Genomic DNA, 23,589 nt, shown 5'->3' with positions numbered 1-23,589 from the left:
TTATGATCTTTACTTGCTAAGCTTACCGATGCCTTTGATGTAAGTTGCTTCTATCTCGACACCTTTTTTAGCCGTGGCTGTCGGGATGTCAACTTCGTAAACATTTAGGGAAGCTCCTACCTTCGCGGGTAAATATGCTTTATCCCCAACAACAAACGCCTCTTCTGAGTAAGTATATATAGGAGAGTTTGCTACGGCTGTGATAGTCTCCTCAACCAAGTCAACGATCACGTATTTTAGATCTGTCTGATCCCATTGGCTGGTAGTTTCTTTTGTATAGATCTGTGCGAGTAATTTATTGTTGCCGACATAGGTTGCTTTAATCAATTTTCCACCATTTGGAATACCGGTTGTTTTAAAGTGATAATCTTTATCAAACTCTTCTGTTCCCGCCTTTATTTTTAAGATTGCTGGATCTTTCAACGTCGTTTTATGATCGAAACCATAACCAGCATGAAACAAGGTATACATATCGCCTGATTCGGTCAGGAAGATACCTGAACGTGTCAAAGGTGCGCCCGCAGGGCCTGTACGTGTATCGGTTATCAATTTCTGAAACTGGAAATCAGGATAACTGTATACCGCAACCATGACCTCATCGACTTTAGGCGTTGCCCAGTCTGCCCCCATTGGGAAAATCGTCTGGAATGCCTGGTTTCCCCTGATCACAATACCACTATTTTTCCAACCGTGGCTATCGTCTGCTGGTTTGTATACGTCTTTGGCGGGTACCGTCGCTACTTTGTTTACTTTATACCCTGCAACGTCTACCGTCGTAAACTCTACATTGCCGTTGAAGCTATCATCCGTTGCTAAATTTACACCTAGAAGCGTATTGCCATTATCCGCACTGATGTAACCATCACTGCCATTTTGGAAAACCATGCCTCTTTTCGCCTTTAAGCGGCTATCGGTATCGATATAGTAGGCGTCTACATTATTGACACCTAACCCGCCAATGGCGTAAAATTGGTTGCCGATAGTGAAATACTCACGGTAACCTTCTTGCAGAATACCGTTATTCAGCAATGAAATTTTTCCGCTCAGTAAATCCTTCGTGTGTACGATATAATTTGTCGAGTTGTTTTCGGCATCTGTAACGCCCACACCAAGCACAAATGTTTCTGTACCTTCTATGAGTGGTTCGTTCTTTTCGTCGGGTCCGGAATTATCATCTTTGGTACAGGCTGCTGCGGAAAATAGCAGTGCAAGTACCAATGCTTTCTTTGTGTATTGCTTGATTGTTTTCATATCTATTTTGAATTAATTATGTATAAAATATCTGATTTTTAACATAAAGGAACGTCCCGGTTTTTGCATTCTGTAATTATCAAAAAGCCGGCTATCCGTCAGGTTATGACATTCGACCGCGATATTGTATTTGCCTCCTGCAATAGCATAGTCTGCCATGACACTATGGGCGAACTGACGTGGTATCATATCGGGATTATTGGCACCAAGTTGTTCTGGCGTGAGATAATACTTCTCAATAAAATTTAGGAGGTATTGGATGTTGGCTACGCGTCCCTTTCCACCCAAATCTTGTAAGCGCAGTCCTAAATCGACGTTACCAAACAGATACGGGATATTGGGGACTTTGTATCCATAGTTGAGGTTTGGAGTCACCAAATTACCGCTTAATGTTTCGGTGTAGATGAATTCTGTTTTGTCAATAATGTTCTGGTAACTGAGGTTGATGCTGCTGTAGAGCAGGTTTTTCCAACTGTAACGGATCTCACCTTCTATCCCGGTGGTCTTGACATCGCCTACGTTGATAAACTTACGGTTAGTTGGCTGGTTGCGCGCCTGCTCCAACCGGATATAGTCTTTGGAGTTGCGGTAGATAAAATTCGCTTCTGCCTGAACGTTATGATTTTTATGAACAGTAAATGCATACAATCCACCGAGGTTGATATTATCACTTTTTTCGGGCTTCAGTTTTTCATTGCGTATCGTGAAGAGCCCGTCTCCCAAAAGTTCGGTAGGTTCGGGCAAACGGTAAGTATGCTCATAAGACGCTTTTGCTTGTAAACGTGGTAGAAAAAAATACGTCCCGGCGACACCGTAACCCAAATTATTCTGGCTGCTGCTAGTCTCGATATAGTTGGAGGTATTTTCGACGTTTACATTTTCAAATGATTCGGCATGTAAACCATAATATTTTGTAAATATATTCGTGCGTAACGGCCCGAAACGGCTATCCAATCCTAAGCCCAGGATTTGTTTACGCAGACGTTGCGGCATTTTAAGCGTAACATTGTTTGGTTGCTCCACATCACTCGATTTCCTATGGAAATCCGTCAGCACGTAGTTCAGTGCCAACGAATGGTCGGGATGTAGGGCATACGCCAGATTTGCACTGAGTAAGCCCTCGTTATCGCGTTGTTTTAGTTGTGTTCTGCTGCCCTCAGCTCCACCACTCCGGGGTGTTGTTTCCTGCAGCCAGTTATACGTGAGCCCAACCGTGTCAACAAATCCGTTTCTGGTCATGTTATAAGCTCCGTAGAGATTGAAGTCAAGACCTTGGATAAATACATTATCCTTTTTGTATTTAACGGTAGGGATAATAGAAGTACTTTCCCTGGTCATGGCACCAAAGACCTGTTCCATCGTAACACCGGTCTGTACATCTTTATCATTTTGTGCCGCCAATAAGCCAATGAAAAGTTGGTCGGCGAATGTTCTGTCGCGCACGCCAAACTCCACTTGTCCGCCCAGCGAACTATACCCATCATGGAACCGCTCCACTTCCTGCTCGGGAAGCTTCACCCGATCTCGGATAGGCTCGACGTTTACTTTATAATTATTGTCCGAATAGTTATAGAAGCCGTTAAACCGGAAGGATAATCCTGTTTGGGTATCGGTATAAGCGCCGTTCAAGCCGGCTTTATGCGTGTTAAAAGACCCTACACTATAGGAGGCATCCATGTAGTTGGCATTGCTCCGGGTAATGATATTGATTGCGCCGCCCAAGGCATCGGCACCTAACGATATGGGAACGACGCCTTTGTACACTTCGACGCGTTCGGCCATACTCGCCGGGAAATTATTCAACGAAAGGGACGAGCCGAAGTTATCCATCGGAATACCATCCAGGAAGAATTTGAGCGATTTGCCACTAAAACCATTTAACGAAAAATTGAAACTGGACCCTAGCCCACCATCTTCCCGAACACGGATACCGGTGGTCCGGGTAAGCAGCTGGTTAAGGTCTAACGTCGAATTAAAATAACGCTTTGTTTCAATAACATTGACATTGAATGGTTCTTCCTTTGTTGCACGGGCTTCGGTTTTTTTTAGGACGTGTACTTCGTCTATTTGCTTTTGCTGCGATACCGTTTTGGTGGTATCTTGTGCCAGCCCTAAGCGGGGGTAGACTAAACAAATAAAGCTTAGTAATATCAGAACTCGTGCACTTTTGGTATATAGAGTCATCTTTTTTGCTATCATATTTCTACCTATCCGTAAAGGAGTTAGTATATTTGTCGGCAAATATAAATATTATTTAGACTCAATTTAAACAAAAATAGATCGTAGCTGAAAAAAATGCGATTCAATTGTATACTATGCGCGAAAACAAAAGAAAAAAAGAAAAAAAGGCTTTATTCCGTAAGATAAATGACTGGTTACATCTTTGGTTAGGGCTCGTTTCGGGTATTATCGTATTTATTATTAGTATCACAGGCTGTTTCTATGCCTTTCAGCAAGAAATAAAAGATATGATGGAACCTTGGCGATTCGTGGAACAGCAGGCCGAACAGTTTGTGCCACCGAGTCGTTTATTAGACACAGCGGCGGTATATATGCCTGGACAGCGGCCAACTGGACTCACCTATGGTCATCGAGGAGAAGCCGCGGCTGCAGGATATATCGGAATGACAGATGGAAAGGCGACATTTTCCGTTGTCTTTATGAACCCCTATACGGGTGAGTTTATCAAGAAACAAACACCGCGCGGAGGCGACGAATTTAATTTCTTTAATTTTATCTTAGACGGACATCAGGCCTTATGGCTACCTTCCGAAATCGGAAAGCCTATCGTAGGTATAGCGACGTTGGTTTTTGTGGTGTTATTGGTAACGGGCATCGTGATGTGGTGGCCGAAAAGATGGAGTAAAGCCAATAGGGATAAGAGTTTCAAGATCAAGCTAAAGGGTAGTTTTAAGCGGGTTAATTATGATCTACACAATGTTTTGGGATTTTATAGTTTAATTTTTGCGTTCGTTCTTGCGATAACCGGATTGGTGTGGAGCTTTGCATGGGTTGATAAAGCGGTGTACTTCGTCTTTTCGGGAGGTGATATTAAACAAGGACACCATCACCCTCATTCCGACCCTTCGAATAAAGATCTGCTTTGGAAGGATGCCTTAAGCCCATTGGATAAAGCTTGGTACAAAACACTGGAAACAGCGGACGATATCAACGGGATGTACATGACGCCCTACCCCGCAGATGACGATGACCCAATAGACATTACCGTTTACCACCTCATAGGCCAGTGGTATGACCATAGCGAATATTTCTACGACCGCTATACCTTAGCGCCATTGGAAATGGATGGTAGTAAATTCCGCGAGGCGTCTTTTGCCGATCAGCTTTCGATGATGAATTATGATATTCATGTAGGCTCTATCGGTGGTCTGCCGGGTAAGGTTTTTGCTTTTCTAATCAGTTTGATCTGCGCCAGTCTTCCTATCACGGGATTTTTAGTTTGGTGGAATAAGAGAAAAAAGAAAACTAGATTGGCTAAGTAGGAGAAAATGCAAAACCAGGTCGCCTCACTTGCGACCTGGTCAATCCAATATCTTATTTTGCGCCTGTTAAGGCTTTGATAAGTTCCGTCTCGGCGGGGTCATACGGACTGCCGTCGTTTCGCAGGATGTCATGGAACCATACCGGCGGGTCTGCCGTGTAGGTTTTGGTCCACGAATCCCACGGAAATTTCGTCTGCGTCTTCCCGTCTACAAAACCCCAGTTGATCATACCCACGTTATATTTTTTGGCAATAGGCAAAAATCCGGCGAAGGTACTACCATTCGGGCGGGCCATATACTCTGTACAGAGCATCGGCTTTTCGTAACGTTGCAACCATTGGATCCGTTCCTCGAATTCTGCCGGACTGTCGTAATTATGAAACGTGATGATATCCGATTCCTTGACCTGCAATTTCTCGATCGGCTTCATCTTTTCCTCCGAAGACCAATCGCCCATCCATACACCCGAGGTAATCGGCTGCGACGGATTAGCCGATCTTGCCCAGGCAAAAGACTTTTCCAGCAAAGGAAGCACGAGATCAACCTTATCCGGTGTCTCCACTTTTTCGTACGAAGGTCCCGTCATATTATCCGGCTCATTCCAGATATCCCAACCTAAAACCCGGGAGTCGTTTGCAAACCGCTTGATAACACCTTTCACATAACGCTCCAATCGCGGATATTGCGTGGAATCCTTTAAAGCCAACTGTCCGGGGCTCTGTACCCAGCCCGGATTATGCTTAAAAGGCGTCGGTTCCCGCTGCTCGCCCAAGGCAAAGAACGGATCCCAGCACGAATCAAAAATAACCAACAGTGTTTTGATGTTATGCCGGTCCGCCAAGCCTAGAAAATGATCGATCCGGTTAAGAAAACCCACAGAGTCCTGTTCGTACAGCGCATCGTGCAGATAAACCCGTACCGTGTTCATGCCCAGCGCTTCCGCCCAACCCAATTCCCGGTCAATGGTGACCGAGTCGTACGTCTCTTTTTGCCACATCTCCAGCTGGTTAATGGCGTTACTTGGTGTAAAATTAGCCCCAACCAGCCATTCCTGATCCTTATACCAAGCATTCGCCTGTTCTTTTGTCCAGACTACCCGGTCTGGCTCCGTTGCTTTTTTTTGCGTTTCCGTACAACTGTTCAGCAGTATACTCAGCAATACGGCCATAAAAAAAATCCTGTTTTTCTGCATGATTGTCATTTAATAGTGCTATTTATTTGTATTGTTGATAAGTTTTCCCTTAACCATCCACACCTCCGTATCACCCGTTCCGTATGCATTGGTACTGGTTACCGCGATGATCGTGTTATCGCTGAGCACCGTTATACTATTCCATAGGCAGGATTTGTTGCCCGGAATCGAAAACGGCACGGATTTGCTGGTAAAGTTTTTCGCCTGATCATCGCCAATCACGACTTTCATATCGGCAAAATTCATGTCGTGGGTACGGCCTTCGGTACCTTGGTAAGCCAAGATCGTCTCCCCGGTGCTTAATTGCCGGATATAAGGTGCTCCGGCATAAACTTCATTTGCCACAGGTTGTAATAAGGCATAGCTCCGGTTCGGGCTTTCTGCACCGATCGTCGTCGCCCAGTTCTCCTCCAGGCTATTGCGCAAAATATACGGCTTGAAGGTTTGAATCGCATTATCCTCTATCGCGACCACGATATCCTTCCCGTTGTTCAGCAATACAGGAACAGGCATGCCATCCCTTCTGCCGGGGCGGAAACTCACGATCGTCGGATCCGCTGTCCAGGTTGCACCATTATCCTGCGAGCGAATCATGGAAATATTTTGCTCGTTAGATTGCGTATAAGGGCCTTCGTTGGCAAAAAACAGCTGTATTTCACCGTTAGGCAGTTGAATAGCTGCCGGTTCCCAGCAGCCATTTTCGAACTGATGCCCCGCCTCATATAACACCTTTTCGTCGGCCCAGCTTTGTCCAGCATCTATACTTTTCTTGATCCGTATATCGAATTTCCGTTCAGGGGAAATCGCAAAAGGCCGACCGTTATACAGCGCGAGTAAGGTTTTCCCGTCATTTAACAACAATAAGTCCGGCACGCACATATTGGTGCCCTCCCCACGAGCCGCAACCACCACCGGTTCCGACCAACTATTGCCCAGATCACTGCTTTTCACGGCTACGACACTGCCATCGGCTTCATAAATTCCAAGTAAGGATTGGTCCGGCAGCTGGATAATCCGGGCATAGCCCGCATACCGGGTATTCGGGCCGGAGGAAACTTTCCGGCGTGTTTGTTGGTCCCACTGAATATAAACCTCCTCCTGATCCGGCTGGTCCGGCGGCGGCTCCACCGTAGGTGGGTTGTCTTTCCCGCAGGCCACCAAAGAAAGAAACATAAACGTATGTTGGACGAGACGTCTGAATAAAGTGCAATAAGTCATAGCGATATCTAAAAAATGTTAATAATGCGGATTGTTCGTTGTAAGATTAGGGTTATTAGCGACTTCTATCTCCGGTAAAGGCAGACGTATGTGTTTATCCAACACAAAGTTGTTGAAATCGGGATCCCGTTCCGCCACACGGTTTATACCCGCCTGCGTTTCCAGATCCCCCCATCGTTTTAAATCTGCCCAGCGGACGCTCTCGCCACATAGCTCCAAGGCGCGCTCCATTTTCAGCCGTTCCCGGAAGCGGTCTTTATCGTTTCCAATGGTGGGGTGTGCTGTCGCTAAAGGGGCGAGGTTGACACGCGCCCTTACCCGATCTACATACGGATAGGCACTGGCGGTTTGGTTAAGTTCATTTAAAACTTCGGCGTATAACAGCAATACATCCGCAAAACGGATCACCCGGTTATTGACCTCGTTGAAGTAATCGTCGTGATTTTGTTTATAATCCCGCGCATATTTCCGAAACCACGCTTCATCGGCATCCCATTGCCAGCTTCTGCCGTACACCTTATCCCCAAAATCTGCCTCTAAGCCGGGATAAAACAAGGAGTAGCGTAAACGTGGATCGATTTCCCCGTCCACGGTTTTTTCCTTCTTGAATTCGGTCACCAGCCAATAGCGCGCCTGTCCGTCCGACCAGCCGATCGAGCGGGGTGCAAAAAACTGCGCACGGTTCGTGCTCATCGTCGAGCTCGGGATATCGCCCTCCGCGGTTTTATTCGCGTCGGAGAACTGAATTTCAAAAACAGACTCCTTATTATTTTCATTTTCCGCACGGAAGTTGTCTTGATACGCCACCAGATCATAATAAGGCGTTCCCTCGCCGGTGAAAAAATAATCTAAAGCCGATTTCGCTTCGTTCCATTTATGCTGCTGCATATAGGTTTTTCCCAATAGGGCTAGTGCAGCGCCTTTGGTCGGCCGACCGATGTCATTTCCATTCCACTGCAGCGGTAAGGCTTGGGCGGCTTCTGACAGGTCGGTCTCTACCAGCGCCCAGACATCCGCCAAGGTGCTGGCCTCCGGCATATCGGTCGGACTTTGCAAGGTCGTCACGATTGGGAAGTTTTCCCACAGCAACGCAGCGTAATAATAGTAAAATCCGCGGAGGAATTTCGCTTCGGCCAGCAGCTGTGCTTTCTTGTTTTCGTCCGCAAATTCAATCGTGGGTACATGGGTCAACACCTGGTTACACCGGAATATCGCTTTATACGTATCCTTATAGGTGATGACATTTCCCTCCAGAAAATTGTAATTGACATATTGAAACCGCGTCCAGTCGGCCAGTTCTATCCAAGGGCTTTTGCTAAAGCCTTCATCCGAGGTGAGGTCCAAGCGGAAATAGATCCACCGCGACCAGGTACCCGGCTGATAAAACATATGGTAAATGGCATTTACGCCACGCTGCGCATCGGATTCTGTTGCCCAGAATTGCGATTCGGTGAGGGTATTGGGATTGTCTTGATCAAGTAAGCTTTTATCACACGAAAGCAAACAAGATACTGTTATCAGGAGAATAAATATGCTCTTTTTCATCATTTTAAAATCTAAATTGTACACCTAATGAAACCGTTCTCAGATTCGGGAATACCCCGAAATCGTGTCCTTTCTGGAAAATATTGCTGTTATTGAACTCTGGATCAAGCCCCGTGTATTTGGTAAACGTGAGTAAGTTCTGTCCAGATAGGGTCACCTGTGCTTCGCTGAAATAAATCTTGTCCAATAAGCTGCTCGGCAGGCGATAGCTAACACCGATATATTTTAAACGGACAAAGCTGCCATCTTCCAACCAGCGGTCGGTATCCCCCCGCGCATTGATCGTACTCGCATAATAGGCACGTGGTACGTCGGTATTCGGATTTTCTGGTGTCCAAGGTTGTATACCGGCACGATAGTTCGTATTGTCGGAGAACATATCCATTACGCTGCGCGGGCCGTTAAACACCATCGCCCCGAACGATCCAAACCAATCCATGCTGAAAGAGAATTGCTTATAGGAAGCGTTCATATTTAAGCCCATCTCATAATCTGCCCACGCGTCGCCTACAATGGTTTTATCGGCATTGGTGATCGTACCGTCGCCATTATGATCTTTGAAACGGATATCGCCCGGCTGTGCATTCGGCTGGATCACCCTGCCCTCCGCATTCTGATAGCTGTTGATCTCCTCAATATTCTGGAATATGCCGTCGGTTTCGAGCACATACCACATCCCGATCGGCTGGCCTTTCTCGGTAACGGTATTCCCCGAGAATGTTCGGTTTTGTCCATAGCCCAGATCAATGACCCGATTCCGCAACGTGGTGATATTGGCGGTCACACTGTATTGAAAAGGTTTGGTATTCTCTTGGTAGGTGGCCGACAGCTCCACGCCCCGATTGCCAAGCGTAGCCCCGTTCGTGAAAGGATTACCCCCGTCATTTCCGGTTGACAGTAACAACGGATATTGAAGCAGCACATCCTTAGTTTTGGAAATAAAATATTCGGCACTGACGTTAATCCGGTTGTTTAAGAACGTCGCGTCGAAACCATAGTTTTGTTGTACGAGCGTTTCCCAACGAAGATCATGATTGGCCAGCCGAACTTGTGTTGCGCCCGGCAAAGTCACCTGGCCGGGGCCCATGGCGATCGTGGGGAAGGTATTGACGACCGGGATATAATCGTACGGGCCAATGTTGCTGCTACCCAAGGTTCCGTAATTCGCCCGCACCTTCAGATCGTTGATCCAGGAAGCCTGGAAAAAATCTTCCTGACTGATCCGCCACGCTCCGGAAATAGAAGGGAACGTGCCGAACTTATAATTGTTCCCAAAGCGGGAAGCACCATCGGTACGGATAATACCATTCACCAAGTATTTATCGGCGTAATTGTATTCAAACCGCCCGAAATAGGAGATGATATCTGTCCGGTTGGCAAATCCGCCCGTTTGGGGTTCGTTCCCTTGATCAAGCACCGTGTAATAACCGCCAGACGGATTTTCCAACATATTGCGTTTGGTTCCCCACATTTGCGCATAGCGGTCCCGCTGATAGGATTGCCCTGCCAATACGTTCAGCCGATGTGCATTAAATTCCTTTTCAAAAGAAAGCGTGTTTTCGACAAGGATCGTCGACGATTCGGCTCTATTCTCATGGTATTGTGATGGGTCTAGGGGTTGGTTTAATGTCCAGCTGCCCGCCTTTCTTAAGTAAGTGTGATGGTCGCGGCTGGTTTCATACCCCAGGTTGAAGCGATATTTTAACGAAGGCAGCAACTGCAATTCCGAAAAGAGGTTACCACGGATACGGAGGTTCGCATTCGTTCGATCATCCAGATCGGCAATAGCGACCGGGTTTGACCCGAAGGTGCGCGCGCGGCGTTCATCACCGTAACCATAGCCCCCTGGATTGTCTGGATTATAGACCGGAATCGTTGGTAATAAGCGGAGCACATCAATATACGGGTTGCCCGACATTTCATCGGTTTTGACACTGCTGATGGCTAAGTTTTTACCGATGGTGAAGATACCCTTTCTACTGACCGTATTTACCCGAAAATTATATCGGTTAAAATCGGTACTGATAACCGCACCCTGATTGTCGAAATAACCGCCGGAGATGAAATAGTTCCCACCATCGCTGCCGCCCGAGAAGCTCATCGAATACTCCTGCACTTTTCCGGTACGGAAAGCCGCATCCTGCCAGTCGGTATCTACCGTCATATCTAGATCTTGCCGGGGCACATTGGCGTTGTCATAAGCCATGTAGTTTAACCGGGCAAATTCCTCGGTCTTTGCCAGATTATACCGCGGGGTCGTTTGCAGGGTAGATTTCGCCGAGACTTCGATCTGCGCCGGCCCTTTCTGTCCTTGTTTGGTCGTGATGATAATCACCCCATTTGCTGCCCGCGAGCCGTAGATCGCTGCAGCAGATGCATCTTTCAGGATTTGGATGGATTCGATGTCGCTCGGATTGAAATCTCGGTTGGCCGTCGTAATCAATCCATCGACCACGTATAAAGGTGGTGTGCCCGAGAAATTTTTCAGTCCCCGGATCTGGATCTGTGCTTCCGAACCGGGACGTCCGCCTCCGCGTACCCGGATACCGGTGGCTAAGCCTTGCAGGGATTCCGCAACCGTCGTGGCCTGCCTTTTCTGTACATCGGCGACGTTCACGACCGACACCGCGCCGGTGAGGTCCTGTTTACGTTGGGTACCATAACCGACAACGACCACCTCATCCAGATCCGTACTCGCCACCTGCAGGATCACCTGCAGCGGTTGTGTGCCAGATACGGTAACCGATTGGGTCAGGTAGCCGATATGCGAAAATACCAACACCGGTGCGGCAGCCGGGTCGGCAGCAATACGAAAATGACCGTCCTGGTCACTTTGTGCAGCCGTGCTGCTACCTTTCACCGTAACGGCAACACCTTTTAATGGCCCGTCTTTATCCCAGACGGTTCCTGTAATCTGTGCATGTAAGGCAAACACATGCATACATACGATAAAAACAATAATGATCTTGTTCATGTGACTATAAATTTAAAATTGGTAACAGCGAAGTACGTTAATATCGAAGCACGTATTGGTTCAAAATGTATGCAATACGTATCAATTATGCCTATTTTGAGGCTGTTTGAGCGGAATTATAAAGCTTTTGCATTATTTTGCTTAAAATTTAATCGATGATGAACGGCTACCAGCAAACGATGAAAACCTTATGTACGTTTTGGGCTCTCCTGATGGTTAGTCTGTCTTTAGTTGGTCAGTCCTTTAACTTTAGACACTACCACGTCGAGAACGGATTATCCCACAACACCGTGATGTGTAGCCTACAAGATCAGTACGGTTTTATGTGGTTTGGCACCAAAAATGGCCTTAACCGATTTGACGGCTATCATTTTCGGGTATATCGGCACGATCCGAAACAAGCCGGTAGCTTAGGCCATAATTTTATACATTCGTTATTGGAAGATGAAAATGGCCTCATCTGGGTGGGCACACTGAAGGGTCTTTACCGGTATGATCCCCACGAAGATAGCTTTGCCGCCGTACCCGAAACAAAAAATAAAGATATTACAAACCTACAGGCAGATGGAAAGGGGAATATTTGGTTTGCAGCGGCCAGTGTGTTACAACGGTATACCCCCCAACAGCAAAAGATAACGGCTTTCGAGCATGGGGAGCATGGCGAAATCACCTCGGTTACGATCACCAAGGATGATGACGTATGGGTTTCTACCGCACGTGGCTTTGTGCAGCGCTATCAGGAGGATAACGGCGGATTTGAAAGTTTTGCTATTTTTGATGATGCCACGCCGGTCGTAACCCGCTGGATCGAAAAGATCGAGGACACCGGCGATGGCCGGTTATTTGTTGCCACCTCCAGCCATGGGATTAAGTTATTTGATCTGGCGACCCGGCAATCAACCGATATCCCGATAAAAAACACCGACCAATCCCTAGTCTTTGCGCGGGACTTTTTAAAAACGGGTACGGACGAATATTGGATGGCAACCGAGTCGGGCATATATGTTTATCATATCAAAAATCAACAGTATACCCATTTACGGAATAACCTCCATGATCCGTATTCGCTTTCGGATAATGCCGTGTATACGCTCACCAAAGATAAAGAAGGCGGTATCTGGTGTGGCACCTATTTTGGCGGACTGAGTTATTACCCGCAGCCCTACACTCCTTTTGCGACCTACTACCCGAAGTCGGGTGAGAATAGTATACAGGGCGATGCCGTACGGGAGATTGTACAGGATAAAAACGGAAATTTCTGGATTGGTACCGAGGATGCCGGCCTCAACAAATTCAATCCCCAGACGAACACGTTTGAAAATCTCACGACAGCGAACAACGGTCTTTCGCATTCCAACATCCACGGACTGGCCATATACCGCGACCAACTGTGGATAGGCACCTTTGAGCATGGTTTAGACGTACTTGATATCCATACATCGAAAGTTATCAAACGGTATAAAGCCGGTCCTGCACCCAATCAGTTCAAGCATAATTTTATAGAAAGCTTACTGGCCACCAAGCAAGGCGAATTACTGGTAGGCACGGCTTTCGGACTGTATCGATACCATGCCGATACCGATGATTTTCTACTATTAAATGAAGTGCCGGGCAATAAACATTATACCGCACTGCTCGAGGAAGACGATGGTACCGTCTGGGCCGGAACGCTTCGCGATGGTCTGTATTTTTTCAATCCCCGAACGAACCGATCCGGCAGTTACCTGTTCGACGGACAAGATAGCGCTAGCATCAGTAGCAATGAAATCAATGGGTTGTTTATGGACAGTGGCCGGAATCTGTGGGTAACGACCGAAAATGGTCTCTGTATGCTGCAGCGGGGAGCAACCCGTTTCAAGCGCTATACCACAGACGATAATTTTCCGACCAATACCTTTTATAAGATACTGGAAGATCATCAACGGCATTTATGGATCAGTACCGCGAAAGGACTGGTACGGTTTAATCCGTCCACCGGCCACATACGGACGTACAGCAAATCCAATGGGCTGCTCAGTAATCAGTTTAATTATGGTTCGGCGTTTAAAGATCAGGACGGCACCATGTATTTTGGAAGCTTGAAGGGTATGATCCGCTTTGCCCCGGCATCTTTCCGCGAAAACCATGCGCTATCTAACGTCTATATTACCGGGTTTCAAATCAACAATCAGGAAGCTGATTTTCCCCTTAACTTCTCGCAGGCCATCCGGTTAAGCCATACCCAGTCAAACTTTAGTATTGATTTTGCGGCGCTGGGATTCACCGCACCCGATATGATCCAATACGCGTTCCGCATGGAGGGCATCGACGATGATTGGACCTACCTCAAAACCAACCGAAAAGTATATTTTACCGATCTCTCGCCCGGCAAATATACCTTTATGGTCAAAGCCTCCAATGGCGGTGAGGGCGGGGATGCCCCCGTGACGAAGCTGGAGATTATCATCGCACCACCCTTTTGGGCCAGCACCCCGGCACTCCTTTTCTATATCCTCCTGTTGGCGGGTGTAACCTGGGCGATCATACGGCAGTACCATAAACGGGTGCTGATCAAGCACCGGGAAAAGATAGAACGCTGGGAAACGCAGAAAGAGAAGGAGCTATACCGCGCAAAAATTAACTTTTTTACACAGGTAACCCATGAGATCCGGACACCCCTCACCTTGATCAACGGCCCGTTGGAAGACATGCTCCACCATAGCCCCGATGCAGCACCATTCAGCGAGCACCTAACGATCATGAAAAAGAATACCGACCGGCTTTTGGAACTTTCGCGTCAATTGTTGGATTTTAGAAAAACGGAGCAGAAGGGATTTAACCTCAGCTTTGTTCAACTGGATGTGAACGCGCTCGTGCGGGATATATGTACGCGTTTTCAACCAGCTGTTGCCGAACGGGCGATTTCGATGAACGTCGCTATAGAACAGACCCCATTACGGGTCTATGCCGATGCGGAAGCACTGACCAAGATCGTGAGCAATCTCGTGGATAACGCGTTGAAGTACGCCGCCTCCACGGTGTATATCAAAACTTCCGCAGATGCGGAAACCTTCCACATTACGGTGATGAACGATGGGGATCCGATCCCGTATAAGTACCGGGAGAAAATATTTGAACCTTTTTATCGGTTAGAAAGTGCCAAAACAAAAGCCGGATCAGGTATCGGCCTCTCGTTGGCAAAATCACTGACCGAATTGCATAAGGGTACCTTGACCCTGCATCCCGACCGCAACGGACAAACTTGCTTTGAACTTTCCCTTCCCAGAGAGCAAGAACAACAATATACCATCGACCGCCAGGTATCCACCGCGGAAGAAGTGGATGTACCGGAAATAAACTTAGGCATCGACGAGCCCAATCTCCCCGTTATTTTACTCGTGGAAGATGATGCCGAGGTCAGAACGTTTACCAGCAACATCCTCAAAAGAGATTTTATCGTCTATACCGCTGATCATGCACAAGCCGCCCTGGATTTGTTAGAGGAAATCAGTGTACAGCTGATTATCAGCGATGTGCTGATGCCGGGTATGGATGGTTTCGAACTGTGTGCCACCGTCAAGAAAAACATCAACCATGCGCATATACCCGTCGTGCTTCTGACGGCGAAAAATAGTCTGCAGGCGAAGATTGAGGGGCTGGAAGTCGGTGCGGATGCCTACATCGAAAAGCCGTATTCGCCAAGCCATCTGTTGACCCAAATTGTGAATCTCCTGACCGTAAGGGATAAAATTAAAAACCACTATGCACAGTCTCCCCTGGTCCATATCAAAAGTATGGCCTATAATAAAGCCGATGAAGCTTTTCTGGAAAAAATAAATGACACGATCGTCAAGAACATGGACAACACCACCCTGGATGTTGATTTCTTGGCCGATGTTATGCATATGAGCCGGTCTACGCTTTATCGGAAGACAAAAGCCATTTCGAATCTATCGCCCCATGAGCTCATTAATATCACGCGGCTGAAGCATGCCGCCTCGTTACTGGCAGAAGGTCATTTTAAAATTTTAAAGATCGCCTCCATTACCGGCTTTAACTCGTCGGCACAGTTTGGCCGGAGCTTTGCCAAACAGTTTGGCATGACCCCTTCCGAATATGTAGCCTCGTTAAAAAAATAAGGATTTGTTGCTTTTTTTCCAAAATAAACTATCTTTGCCTTTATTTAAATCAAATCTAAATAGTAGATGTATAGTTTACTTTTCCTTATCCTCTTTGCGGGTTGCTATCTGTGCTATATCACCTCGAAGAAAGCAAAACTAGGCAAGGTTCCGCCGGGATTCCTGCGGGTGGCGCAATCCGGTAAAAAGGCCAAGATCATCGCTTCGGTACTCTTTATCGCGTCTTGGGCCATCATTATCCACAACCAAGGGTTCGGATCAGGCACCTTTGCCTTCGGCGGCTATGTCATGGCAGCACTTAGCGTCGTGATTCTCCTGAATCCGTTACGCTATATCCGTTGGACACACCTGTTGGGTATCTTCATCCTCTCCATCCTGCTCGAAACCTGTATCTTTTAGTTCATTTTCTTATGCCTGCAAATAAAAAATATCTCAGTAGTCCTTTCCAGCGCTTTCTAAAAATTACCGGCGGTTTTGTAGGAGGATATTTCGTCATGGTCAGCTTTCACTTGATGTTGACCTGTCTATTCGCGGATAAAGATATTGTTATCACTGCCTATCTATCCGGCTATGTACTTTGGGCTTTTCTGCTGCTATATGCTTTTCTAGTAAAGAATGGCTGGTGGATTTGGGTACTTTACCCTGCCTTAACAGCGGTTTTTTATCTCCTTTTTCATTTCTTACACGGTTAAAACAAATGAACATACGTAATTACAATATCTATTTCAATACGCATACCATCAGCGGGATTGTTATCTGTGCCCTCCTCTATGTTATCTTTTTTGCCGGCTCCTTTTCTTTCTTCAAGCACGAGATACAGGCTTGGCAACACGGCGTCTCGTACGAGGCGAATAAGGAGGTTGGAAAAGACTTCGATTTTTTGTTGGATTCGCTCCGGCAAACCCATAATCTACAAGGGAGGGACATTACCTTCTACTTACAGCCCCATTCGCTCGGGGCTTCCGTAAACATGAGCGTATCGAAAGACACCACGGTCAGCAAACCGAAACAGGCGCCAGCAGAAGGGCAAAGACGCGGCCGTCGGGGGGGCGGCGATGCGAGTTTCTTTTATTATGATTTTCACCAGGAAAAAGCGAGCACCTATGCCGAAAGTTACGATATGGGTGAATTTCTATACCGGTTGCACTTCCTGGCCCAGCTGAATCAGGTTCCCATCCGCATCGGCATGCCGTTTGGCTATACAATCGCTGGACTCGTATCTTTTTTATTTCTCTTCGCGCTTATTACGGGGTTATTGCTGCATTGGGATAAAATCGTATCCAATTTCTTTATATTCCGTCCATGGAGCAAATGGAAAACCGTATGGACCGACATGCACACCGCATTGGGTGTAATCGGCTTCCCTTTCCAGTTTATTTTTGCGTTGACCGGTATTATCCTGATCGTCAATTGGGTGCTCGTAAAGCCGTTGACCAACTACTTATACGATGGCAAACAGGAAGAACTCTACCTGGATTTAGGTTTTTCCGATAGCCAGACCTACGAATACCTATACCAGCCTATCGATCAGGATTTCAACACCCAACCCTATCTGGCGGAATTAAAACAAAAATGGAACGGCGCCGAATTCAGCCGTGTCTTCCTCAAAAATTACGGCGATGAAAGCATGCACCTTATCGTCCATGCCAAGCCGAATCCGAAGCTCAATTTCTCGGGAGAAGGGAAGGCCGTCTACCGTATCCACGATCAGCAGTTGATTTACGAGAAAGATCCACACAGCACTTCGTCCTATAAAGATAAGGTATCCAGCATCATCTACCACCTGCATTTTGGCGATTTCGGAGGGTATCCGGTGAAGATTACGTTTTTTATATTGGGTATCATGGGCTGCATTGTCATCATCTCCGGCATCTTGATCTGGCTAGTGGCGCGCGATAAAAATAATATACCGAAGCACAAACGTGTATTCAATTTTTGGGCGAGTAACATCTTTTTGGCGATCTGCCTGACCATGTTACCCGTTACAGCGTTTACCTTTATTGCCGTAAAAGTGTATCCGGAAGTGAACCAAGACTTCATCTATTCGGTTTATTTTTACAGCTGGTTGGCGCTATCTATCTTTTACGTGATACGAAGAGACCTTCGCGCGACCAATAAGGAGACGTTGCTAGTGGGGGCACTATTGGGTTTTTGTATCCCGGTTGTGAACGGGCTGTATGGTGGCAACTGGATTTGGAAGACCTTTGCTGCCGGCGAAACCGATATCTTGTTTTTTGATCTCTTGTGGATAGCTATTTCGGTTGTGGCGCTGCTCGCCTTTGTGAAAATACAACGGGATGGGGTGAAAGAAAATAACAGCGAGAAAGAGCCGGCTAAAAAACCGTCGGTAGTGCCACGACGAACGGGGAGACTGACGAAAAAACCCGTCAGCGAGTAATAGTGGATTACAGTTTGCGCAGCTAAAAAACCATCATTATGACTTGAAGACAAGTCAAAAATTGCTAAAAATTGACTTATACTCAAGTCAAAATCAAAAAAGGCCGTACCCCATAACCGGGGACGGCCTTTCACATGAAACAAACAATAAGTAATTACTTTAATTTGTTGATATGGTATACTTGCGTCACACCAGGGTCGATTTCAGCACCCTTTTTAACGGTGTTTGTGGCAATATTGTATTCGTAGATAAACCATTTCGATTCGGGTGTTTTAACAGCCGTGTATAGATTGCCATCTTGTATCAGATTGATCGTGGTTGTGGCATCGCCCCCTGTCATTTCGTTTAAGTTTGCTACGATTTTTTTGCTAGCTACATCGATGACGTACGGTCTTATATAAGCCTTTCCCTCCCCTAACCACGCGAGGTCACCACCTTTTACAGCATAATCTTTCAGGTCGAAGAGGTAGCTTTTATCAAATTCCGTTTCACCATTATTCACACGGAGTAGGGCATAGGTACCATCGGTTTTTCCTCTGGTCAATATATACAAGCTATTATTGTCGTCCAAAAACGAATAGTTTTCGCGTTGCCAGTGACCGGCTACATAGCTTGCCCGATCATCGCTCATAATATGTCCGTTTTCCATACTCGGATAGTCACAGATATACACATAGGCATTTTGGTTAACCGCCTTATAATCAAATGTATAATAAAACAATCCAAAGTACGCTTTACCGCCGCTAATGCGTGCGCTCGTGACATTGAGAATGGTCGGATCAACCGTTCCGTCTGGCTTGTATACCGTGTAATCCAAGGTTGGAATCTGAGCTTTTAACGTCTTATTGATCGTCATGTCCTTGGTATTCATAAAGTAAATGTCTTTTTCAAATACTTTCTTTTCGGGGTCAGGATCACTTGCTCCTGTGGACGTGAAAACAATTTCGTCTGTTGTGCTCAATTGGCTAGCTACTTTTCCAAGATAGAAGTATCCTGGGAAAGCATAATTATCTACCTCGACGAGTTCATCTCCTTTTTCGTTAATTTGCAGCTTACTGAAACGCGTACCATCATTGGACATGTAATAGTAGCCGTTAAAGAAATAGGCATATCCCGCGTAGCGCGCTTGGGGAAGGAAACCGGTGATATCAATCCCTTGATTATTCCGAGGAGACAACAGCGTGTCTTTCATGATCTCATCGGTCGTCAATAGATACGATCCGTTTTCTGTCGCTACCCATACCGTATACTCGGAGTTTTCCATGCCGGGACCATCTGGAACATTGGGGCTATCTTCACACGCCGTGAATAAGGTTGCTGCGATGGCACAATAACCAATTAATCTGTTTTTCTTCATGATTTTTTGATGATGATGTTAAATTATAATAATGATATTCTAAATTTCATATAGAACGCCCGCCCTGGCCTTTGCAGGCGAAAGTTGTCATACGCGCGTTCATCCAATAAATTCCTGACCTCGCCGGAAATATTATAGCGGTTACGATGCCACGAATAGCTTACGATCAACGAGTGAACTAATTGTGTCGGGATATAATTTTTGGAAGCCAGCGAGCCGAGGTGGCTATCACTGAGATAAAACCATTTGGTATACTGTGTATTCCAGGATATCTGTGTACGGCTGCCTTTTTCGAACCAATCGTTTTGCGCAAAGCCAAGGTCCAGATTACCATAGGCCCAAGGCCGGTTCGGAATTTGGTAACCATAGGATATGCGAACCTCCTGGTTGGTGTCGTCCGTATATTTTTGATTGTCGATGGCCTTGTCATAGCTACCGTTGAGGGATGCCGTAATCATATCTTTATAACCGTAACGAAAATCAAAACTTCCACCATACAATTTAACACCTGGAATATTGTAAAATTGATACTTATCCCGTTCATCGTCGGTAACGACCCTTACGTTGAGGTAATCTTGTGCCAAGCGGTAGAAACCGGAGATATCCAAATTGATAAAATGATCGTCGTTCAGGAACGTATTGTAATAAAATCCACCATTGACATTATCGCTGCGTTCGGGCTTGATGTCCCAGTTGGCCAGGTAGTTTTGCCCATCACCGTATAGCGCATTCATCGACGGCATATTATACGCCCGTTCCGCGGAGAATTTTACCCCCCCATCTTTAAAAATTCGATACCGGGAAGCTAAACTATAGCCTTGGTAGCCGAAATATTTTGATTGCGACACAATAGAGCCACTTAACACCTCATCATATTCGCCAAATACACGTTGATCTTCTTGCTTGTACGTATCCAGCCCATAGTATTTGACGGCAATGTTGTTGACCAAACGCTTGTCCAGCCATTGACTTTGCCAGGCCAACCCCACGATATGCCTGACCATGTCGCTTGGTAATCCTGACGTGTTATTATTTAAAATAATGTCGTAAGACTGACGGTTATTGGTATTGACATTATAGTTGAGGTTTAGACTATGGTTCCGACTTTCATCAAAATCGTAGTTGAAATTCAGCCTACCGAGCAGGCTGTTTGTGTTGTAGCGGATGTGAACAGGATCATTTGGCGCTTGGCCTATCTTATTCGTTATAGGAACGCCGCTCCACTTATAATTGAAGTCAGCCGTATCTCTGACACGCGATACATCATAGCCGTAGTTTGCATAGATATCCGCATATAACCGGTCCACGATAAAATTTTGCTTTTTATAACTGATCGTCGGCATGAGATAGGTTGATTCCCGCCAATTGCCGCCGTACACCGTATTAATCGTTGCACCCAACTGATTTTGTTTGTTGTTAGCGGAATACGTCAACCCAACAAAAAACTGATCTGCCCAGTTTTTATCGCGCAAACCGACTTCCACCTGCCCCATCGCCGAATAATAGCGATCATGAAAACGTCGTGCTTCGTCGATAGCCACAAATTCATTGTCGACCTCTTGTTGTAAAACCACACCGTATTCTTTTTCCGTGTACATTTTGTAATTGTTATCCGAATAGTTGTAGAAGGCGTTTGTACGGATCGAAAGCTTGCTCTTCGGGTTAGTGTACATGCCCACTAAAGAAGCTTGGTGCGTATTGAATGAGCCGAGGCTATAACTCAAGTCAAGAAAATGTCGATTTCGTTGCTTCGTAATAATGTTAACCGCTCCTCCCAATGCATCCGAACCTAAAAACGCAGGGACGACTCCTTTATATATCTCGATTCGGTCGACTAAGTTTACAGGGATGTTATTCAGCGACATGGACGAGCCAAAATCATCCATCGGAACGCCATCGATATAGATTTTAGCCGCCAATCCATTGATGCGGAAAACAAAATTTGAACCCAAACCACCATCTTCTCTAAACGTAACACCAGGCGCCGTACGAAGGATTTGATTGACATTCGCGGTTTGGTTAGCGTACTGGTTCATATCGATAACACTCACATTGAACCCCGATCTTTTTATTTCGTGAACGCGCCGTTGGTTTTCGGTTTGGCCTTTCACACTAATGGCTTCAATAACACGATCGTCTACTTTTAGCTGAAAGTCTTTGTACATTTCGTTATCTTTCAATAGTACACGTTGCGTCACGTAACCAACGACCGTCACCTCCACGGAAACGTCGTGTTTTTGTCCGATTTCCAATTTGTAAAACCCATCTATATCCGTGCTTGTTTGGCGATTCGTGCCCACGACGGTAACGGTCGCATTTTCGATAGCCTTCCCAAAGGAGTCCTTTACATATCCCGAGATGAAAGCCTCCACTATACGGTGCGTACTCCCTTGCTGTAGAAAAATAGTTTTGTTAGAATGGCTTGGTGTAGAAGCCAAAATTGCTGCAGGATTATATGCAAAAATCCCGACAGCCAATAGCATGGCTGTATAAAATTTATTATATTGCATTACTTTAGTTTGACGATTAAAGTATGGTAGAGAATCTACCGTCCGGAGGTCTGGTTGCCGCCAGACCTCTTCTCACCAACAACGCCTAAAAAGATTGCCGTCTTCTCGGATCGTTGCTATACTAGATTATATTATTCTGTTTTTACATTACCTCTACATCTATTTAGATTAAATACAAATAACGAGGCAAAGGTAAATATTAATAGGATATTTCCAAATATTCTTTGCAGAAAAAACATTCATTTTTTGCACGGTGACAGTGCAAAACGGAGAGACAATACTAATATTTCGATATCGTTTGTACGGAGGCGCGGGCGCGTCGTCTATACAGATACGCGAGGAGAAAGCGGGATACCGCGACGTATACAATGACGAGTGTGGCCAAAACGACCAAGAAATAACCAACACCGGGGAAGCGGTGTTCAATCAGCGTACATCCCGTAAACACGAGCAGTAATGTAACAACAGATTTCCAGGTGGCATACATGAGCTTGTTCAATTGCTTTAGGGTACTCCTTGCATACAAACGCAGGTGCAATGCCGCGATAGCGTTGACCAGGTTGAACAGCACCCACAAGGCGTAAAAGTTTGTCCGAACAGCTTCTTCCGCCACCAAACCATGGGATTTTACCCAGAAGAATGCCCCGACGAAAGCAATATTCGAGCATATCGCGTCCGTCAACATGAGCGAGGTTCTCACATAGGGCATCTGGGTTTGAACAGATCTATACATCTGTTCTGTATTTATGGACATGCATCTTTCTACGCGAGCGCGTGTCTGAGCCTAAATCGAGGAGAAACTCTGCGTTACGCAGTTTCTCCGAAAAATAACCGGATACATCCTCTTTCCGGACATAATGCTCAATGGCTTTCACATGCCGTTGGTCATGTACGTTTGTTCCGACGAGGTCTACCATACCTTTTCCGGCCAAATATTTCACGACATTCCGTTCTCTCGGTCCGTAATACCCGTAGCAGGAAAGCAGGTTTACCTGTAATAGACAGCCCATATCCTTATATGTTTTTAAGAGACTGGGGGCGTGCTGGTAGTATATATACCGTTCGGGATGTGCTAAAATCGGAGTGATACCACGGCTGGTCAGCTTTCGGATGATATCCATGATAAACGGACTCTCACTAGCAAGCGGCATTTCGACCAGCAGATACCCGCCTGCCAGGCAAAGCAAGGGCACCAAAGGATTATCAAGATCTTCCAACAGCTGTTCGCCCGCCATATATTCGGCCGCATAGCGAACCTGATTTCTCGGAAGATCGGCATCTTGCAGCAATTCTTCCCAGGACCGTTGTATACTGACTTTGTTGTTCGGATAGATGCCATCCCAGATATGTGGGGTAGCGATAAATTGCTTTATGCCCTGATTAGTCAACGCTGCCAGCAATTCCAAGCTCTGTGATACAGAGGCACTGCCGTCGTCCAAGCGGGGCAACAGGTGGTTGTGCACATCGACCTCCAGCCAGCTGAGATCGTTATATCTGCGTTTACGACTAAAAATAGATAGCAT

At 46.2% G+C, this 23,589-nt stretch carries 15 protein-coding genes; 5 read left to right on the top strand and 10 right to left on the bottom strand.

What is annotated here, in order from left to right; all coding sequences use genetic code 11:
• Positions 1-9 precede the first annotated feature (9 nt).
• Both H8B06_RS03105 and H8B06_RS03100 read right to left on the bottom strand, forming a co-directional pair.
• Positions 10-1,251, bottom strand: a complete 1,242-nt coding sequence (locus tag H8B06_RS03105) for a DUF4374 domain-containing protein (RefSeq protein ID WP_190992817.1) — start codon at positions 1,249-1,251, stop codon at positions 10-12.
• 12 nt (positions 1,252-1,263) lie between these two features.
• Positions 1,264-3,435, bottom strand: a complete 2,172-nt coding sequence (locus tag H8B06_RS03100) for a TonB-dependent receptor plug domain-containing protein (protein WP_190992816.1) — start codon at positions 3,433-3,435, stop codon at positions 1,264-1,266.
• Between the two features lie 131 nt (positions 3,436-3,566).
• Between H8B06_RS03100 and H8B06_RS03095 the strand changes: the two genes are divergently transcribed.
• Positions 3,567-4,754: a PepSY-associated TM helix domain-containing protein gene (locus H8B06_RS03095; RefSeq protein ID WP_190992815.1), complete on the top strand. Its 1,188-nt coding sequence runs from the start codon at positions 3,567-3,569 to the stop codon at positions 4,752-4,754.
• Positions 4,755-4,806: 52 nt separating this feature from the next.
• On the opposite strand, the gene H8B06_RS03090 is transcribed toward H8B06_RS03095, so the two are convergent.
• Genes H8B06_RS03090 through H8B06_RS03075 form a run of 4 tightly spaced genes read right to left on the bottom strand, consistent with a single transcriptional unit; the run spans position 4,807 to position 11,683 of the window.
• Entirely contained in the window at positions 4,807-5,946 is a 1,140-nt protein-coding gene (locus tag H8B06_RS03090; protein ID WP_190992814.1) for a cellulase family glycosylhydrolase, read from the bottom strand.
• 18 nt (positions 5,947-5,964) lie between these two features.
• The gene (locus H8B06_RS03085) at positions 5,965-7,164 is read right to left on the bottom strand and encodes a sialidase family protein (RefSeq protein ID WP_190992813.1); all 1,200 of its coding nucleotides are present in this window, start codon (positions 7,162-7,164) and stop codon (positions 5,965-5,967) included.
• 18 nt (positions 7,165-7,182) lie between these two features.
• A complete protein-coding gene (locus H8B06_RS03080; RefSeq protein ID WP_223857448.1) occupies positions 7,183-8,712 on the bottom strand; it encodes a RagB/SusD family nutrient uptake outer membrane protein in 1,530 nt (509 codons plus the stop codon).
• Position 8,713: 1 nt separating this feature from the next.
• Complete coding sequence (locus tag H8B06_RS03075) at positions 8,714-11,683, bottom strand: SusC/RagA family TonB-linked outer membrane protein (RefSeq protein ID WP_223857447.1); 2,970 nt, start codon at positions 11,681-11,683, stop codon at positions 8,714-8,716.
• 155 nt (positions 11,684-11,838) lie between these two features.
• Here H8B06_RS03075 and H8B06_RS03070 point away from each other — a divergent pair, with 155 nt between their 5' ends.
• The 4 genes from H8B06_RS03070 to H8B06_RS03055 all read left to right on the top strand — a co-directional run bounded on the left by H8B06_RS03070 (position 11,839) and on the right by H8B06_RS03055 (position 18,199).
• Positions 11,839-15,801, top strand: coding sequence for a hybrid sensor histidine kinase/response regulator transcription factor (locus tag H8B06_RS03070; RefSeq protein WP_190992812.1), 3,963 nt, complete (start codon positions 11,839-11,841; stop codon positions 15,799-15,801).
• Positions 15,802-15,867: 66 nt separating this feature from the next.
• The gene (locus H8B06_RS03065; protein ID WP_190992811.1) at positions 15,868-16,200 is read left to right on the top strand and encodes a hypothetical protein; all 333 of its coding nucleotides are present in this window, start codon (positions 15,868-15,870) and stop codon (positions 16,198-16,200) included.
• An 11-nt stretch (positions 16,201-16,211) separates the two neighbouring features.
• A complete protein-coding gene (locus H8B06_RS03060; protein WP_190992810.1) occupies positions 16,212-16,493 on the top strand; it encodes a hypothetical protein in 282 nt (93 codons plus the stop codon).
• A 5-nt stretch (positions 16,494-16,498) separates the two neighbouring features.
• On the top strand, positions 16,499-18,199 hold the full coding sequence (locus H8B06_RS03055; RefSeq protein ID WP_190992809.1) for a PepSY-associated TM helix domain-containing protein: 1,701 nt from the start codon (positions 16,499-16,501) through the stop codon (positions 18,197-18,199).
• 154 nt (positions 18,200-18,353) lie between these two features.
• Here H8B06_RS03055 and H8B06_RS03050 read toward each other — a convergent pair whose 3' ends face one another.
• The 4 genes from H8B06_RS03050 to H8B06_RS03035 all read right to left on the bottom strand — a co-directional run bounded on the left by H8B06_RS03050 (position 18,354) and on the right by H8B06_RS03035 (position 23,589).
• The gene (locus tag H8B06_RS03050) at positions 18,354-19,556 is read right to left on the bottom strand and encodes a hypothetical protein (protein WP_190992808.1); all 1,203 of its coding nucleotides are present in this window, start codon (positions 19,554-19,556) and stop codon (positions 18,354-18,356) included.
• A 23-nt stretch (positions 19,557-19,579) separates the two neighbouring features.
• The gene (locus H8B06_RS03045) at positions 19,580-22,066 is read right to left on the bottom strand and encodes a TonB-dependent receptor (protein ID WP_190992807.1); all 2,487 of its coding nucleotides are present in this window, start codon (positions 22,064-22,066) and stop codon (positions 19,580-19,582) included.
• 280 nt (positions 22,067-22,346) lie between these two features.
• Positions 22,347-22,799: a hypothetical protein gene (locus tag H8B06_RS03040; RefSeq protein ID WP_190992806.1), complete on the bottom strand. Its 453-nt coding sequence runs from the start codon at positions 22,797-22,799 to the stop codon at positions 22,347-22,349.
• Entirely contained in the window at positions 22,792-23,589 is a 798-nt protein-coding gene (locus H8B06_RS03035) for a tyrosine-protein phosphatase (protein WP_190992805.1), read from the bottom strand. Before H8B06_RS03035 ends, H8B06_RS03040 begins: the two co-directional genes overlap by 8 nt.

The sequence above is a fragment of the Sphingobacterium micropteri genome, assembly GCF_014692515.1.
Classification (GTDB): domain Bacteria; phylum Bacteroidota; class Bacteroidia; order Sphingobacteriales; family Sphingobacteriaceae; genus Sphingobacterium; species Sphingobacterium micropteri.
The sequence above is the reverse complement of the archived record's forward strand: the minus strand, read 5'-3'. Positions and strand labels throughout refer to the sequence as shown.

Excerpts from the sequence above, each read along its gene's own strand:
- H8B06_RS03105 (WP_190992817.1), bottom strand. The coding sequence starts at position 1,251 with ATGAAAACAATCAAGCAATACACAAAGAAAGCATTGGTACTTGCACTG.
- H8B06_RS03100 (WP_190992816.1), bottom strand. The coding sequence starts at position 3,435 with ATGACTCTATATACCAAAAGTGCACGAGTTCTGATATTACTAAGCTTT.
- H8B06_RS03095 (WP_190992815.1), top strand. The coding sequence starts at position 3,567 with ATGCGCGAAAACAAAAGAAAAAAAGAAAAAAAGGCTTTATTCCGTAAG.
- H8B06_RS03090 (WP_190992814.1), bottom strand. The coding sequence starts at position 5,946 with ATGCAGAAAAACAGGATTTTTTTTATGGCCGTATTGCTGAGTATACTG.
- H8B06_RS03085 (WP_190992813.1), bottom strand. The coding sequence starts at position 7,164 with ATGACTTATTGCACTTTATTCAGACGTCTCGTCCAACATACGTTTATG.
- H8B06_RS03080 (WP_223857448.1), bottom strand. The coding sequence starts at position 8,712 with ATGATGAAAAAGAGCATATTTATTCTCCTGATAACAGTATCTTGTTTG.
- H8B06_RS03075 (WP_223857447.1), bottom strand. The coding sequence starts at position 11,683 with ATGAACAAGATCATTATTGTTTTTATCGTATGTATGCATGTGTTTGCC.
- H8B06_RS03070 (WP_190992812.1), top strand. The coding sequence starts at position 11,839 with ATGATGAACGGCTACCAGCAAACGATGAAAACCTTATGTACGTTTTGG.
- H8B06_RS03065 (WP_190992811.1), top strand. The coding sequence starts at position 15,868 with ATGTATAGTTTACTTTTCCTTATCCTCTTTGCGGGTTGCTATCTGTGC.
- H8B06_RS03060 (WP_190992810.1), top strand. The coding sequence starts at position 16,212 with ATGCCTGCAAATAAAAAATATCTCAGTAGTCCTTTCCAGCGCTTTCTA.
- H8B06_RS03055 (WP_190992809.1), top strand. The coding sequence starts at position 16,499 with ATGAACATACGTAATTACAATATCTATTTCAATACGCATACCATCAGC.
- H8B06_RS03050 (WP_190992808.1), bottom strand. The coding sequence starts at position 19,556 with ATGAAGAAAAACAGATTAATTGGTTATTGTGCCATCGCAGCAACCTTA.
- H8B06_RS03045 (WP_190992807.1), bottom strand. The coding sequence starts at position 22,066 with ATGCAATATAATAAATTTTATACAGCCATGCTATTGGCTGTCGGGATT.
- H8B06_RS03040 (WP_190992806.1), bottom strand. The coding sequence starts at position 22,799 with ATGTATAGATCTGTTCAAACCCAGATGCCCTATGTGAGAACCTCGCTC.
- H8B06_RS03035 (WP_190992805.1), bottom strand. The coding sequence starts at position 23,589 with ATGCTATCTATTTTTAGTCGTAAACGCAGATATAACGATCTCAGCTGG.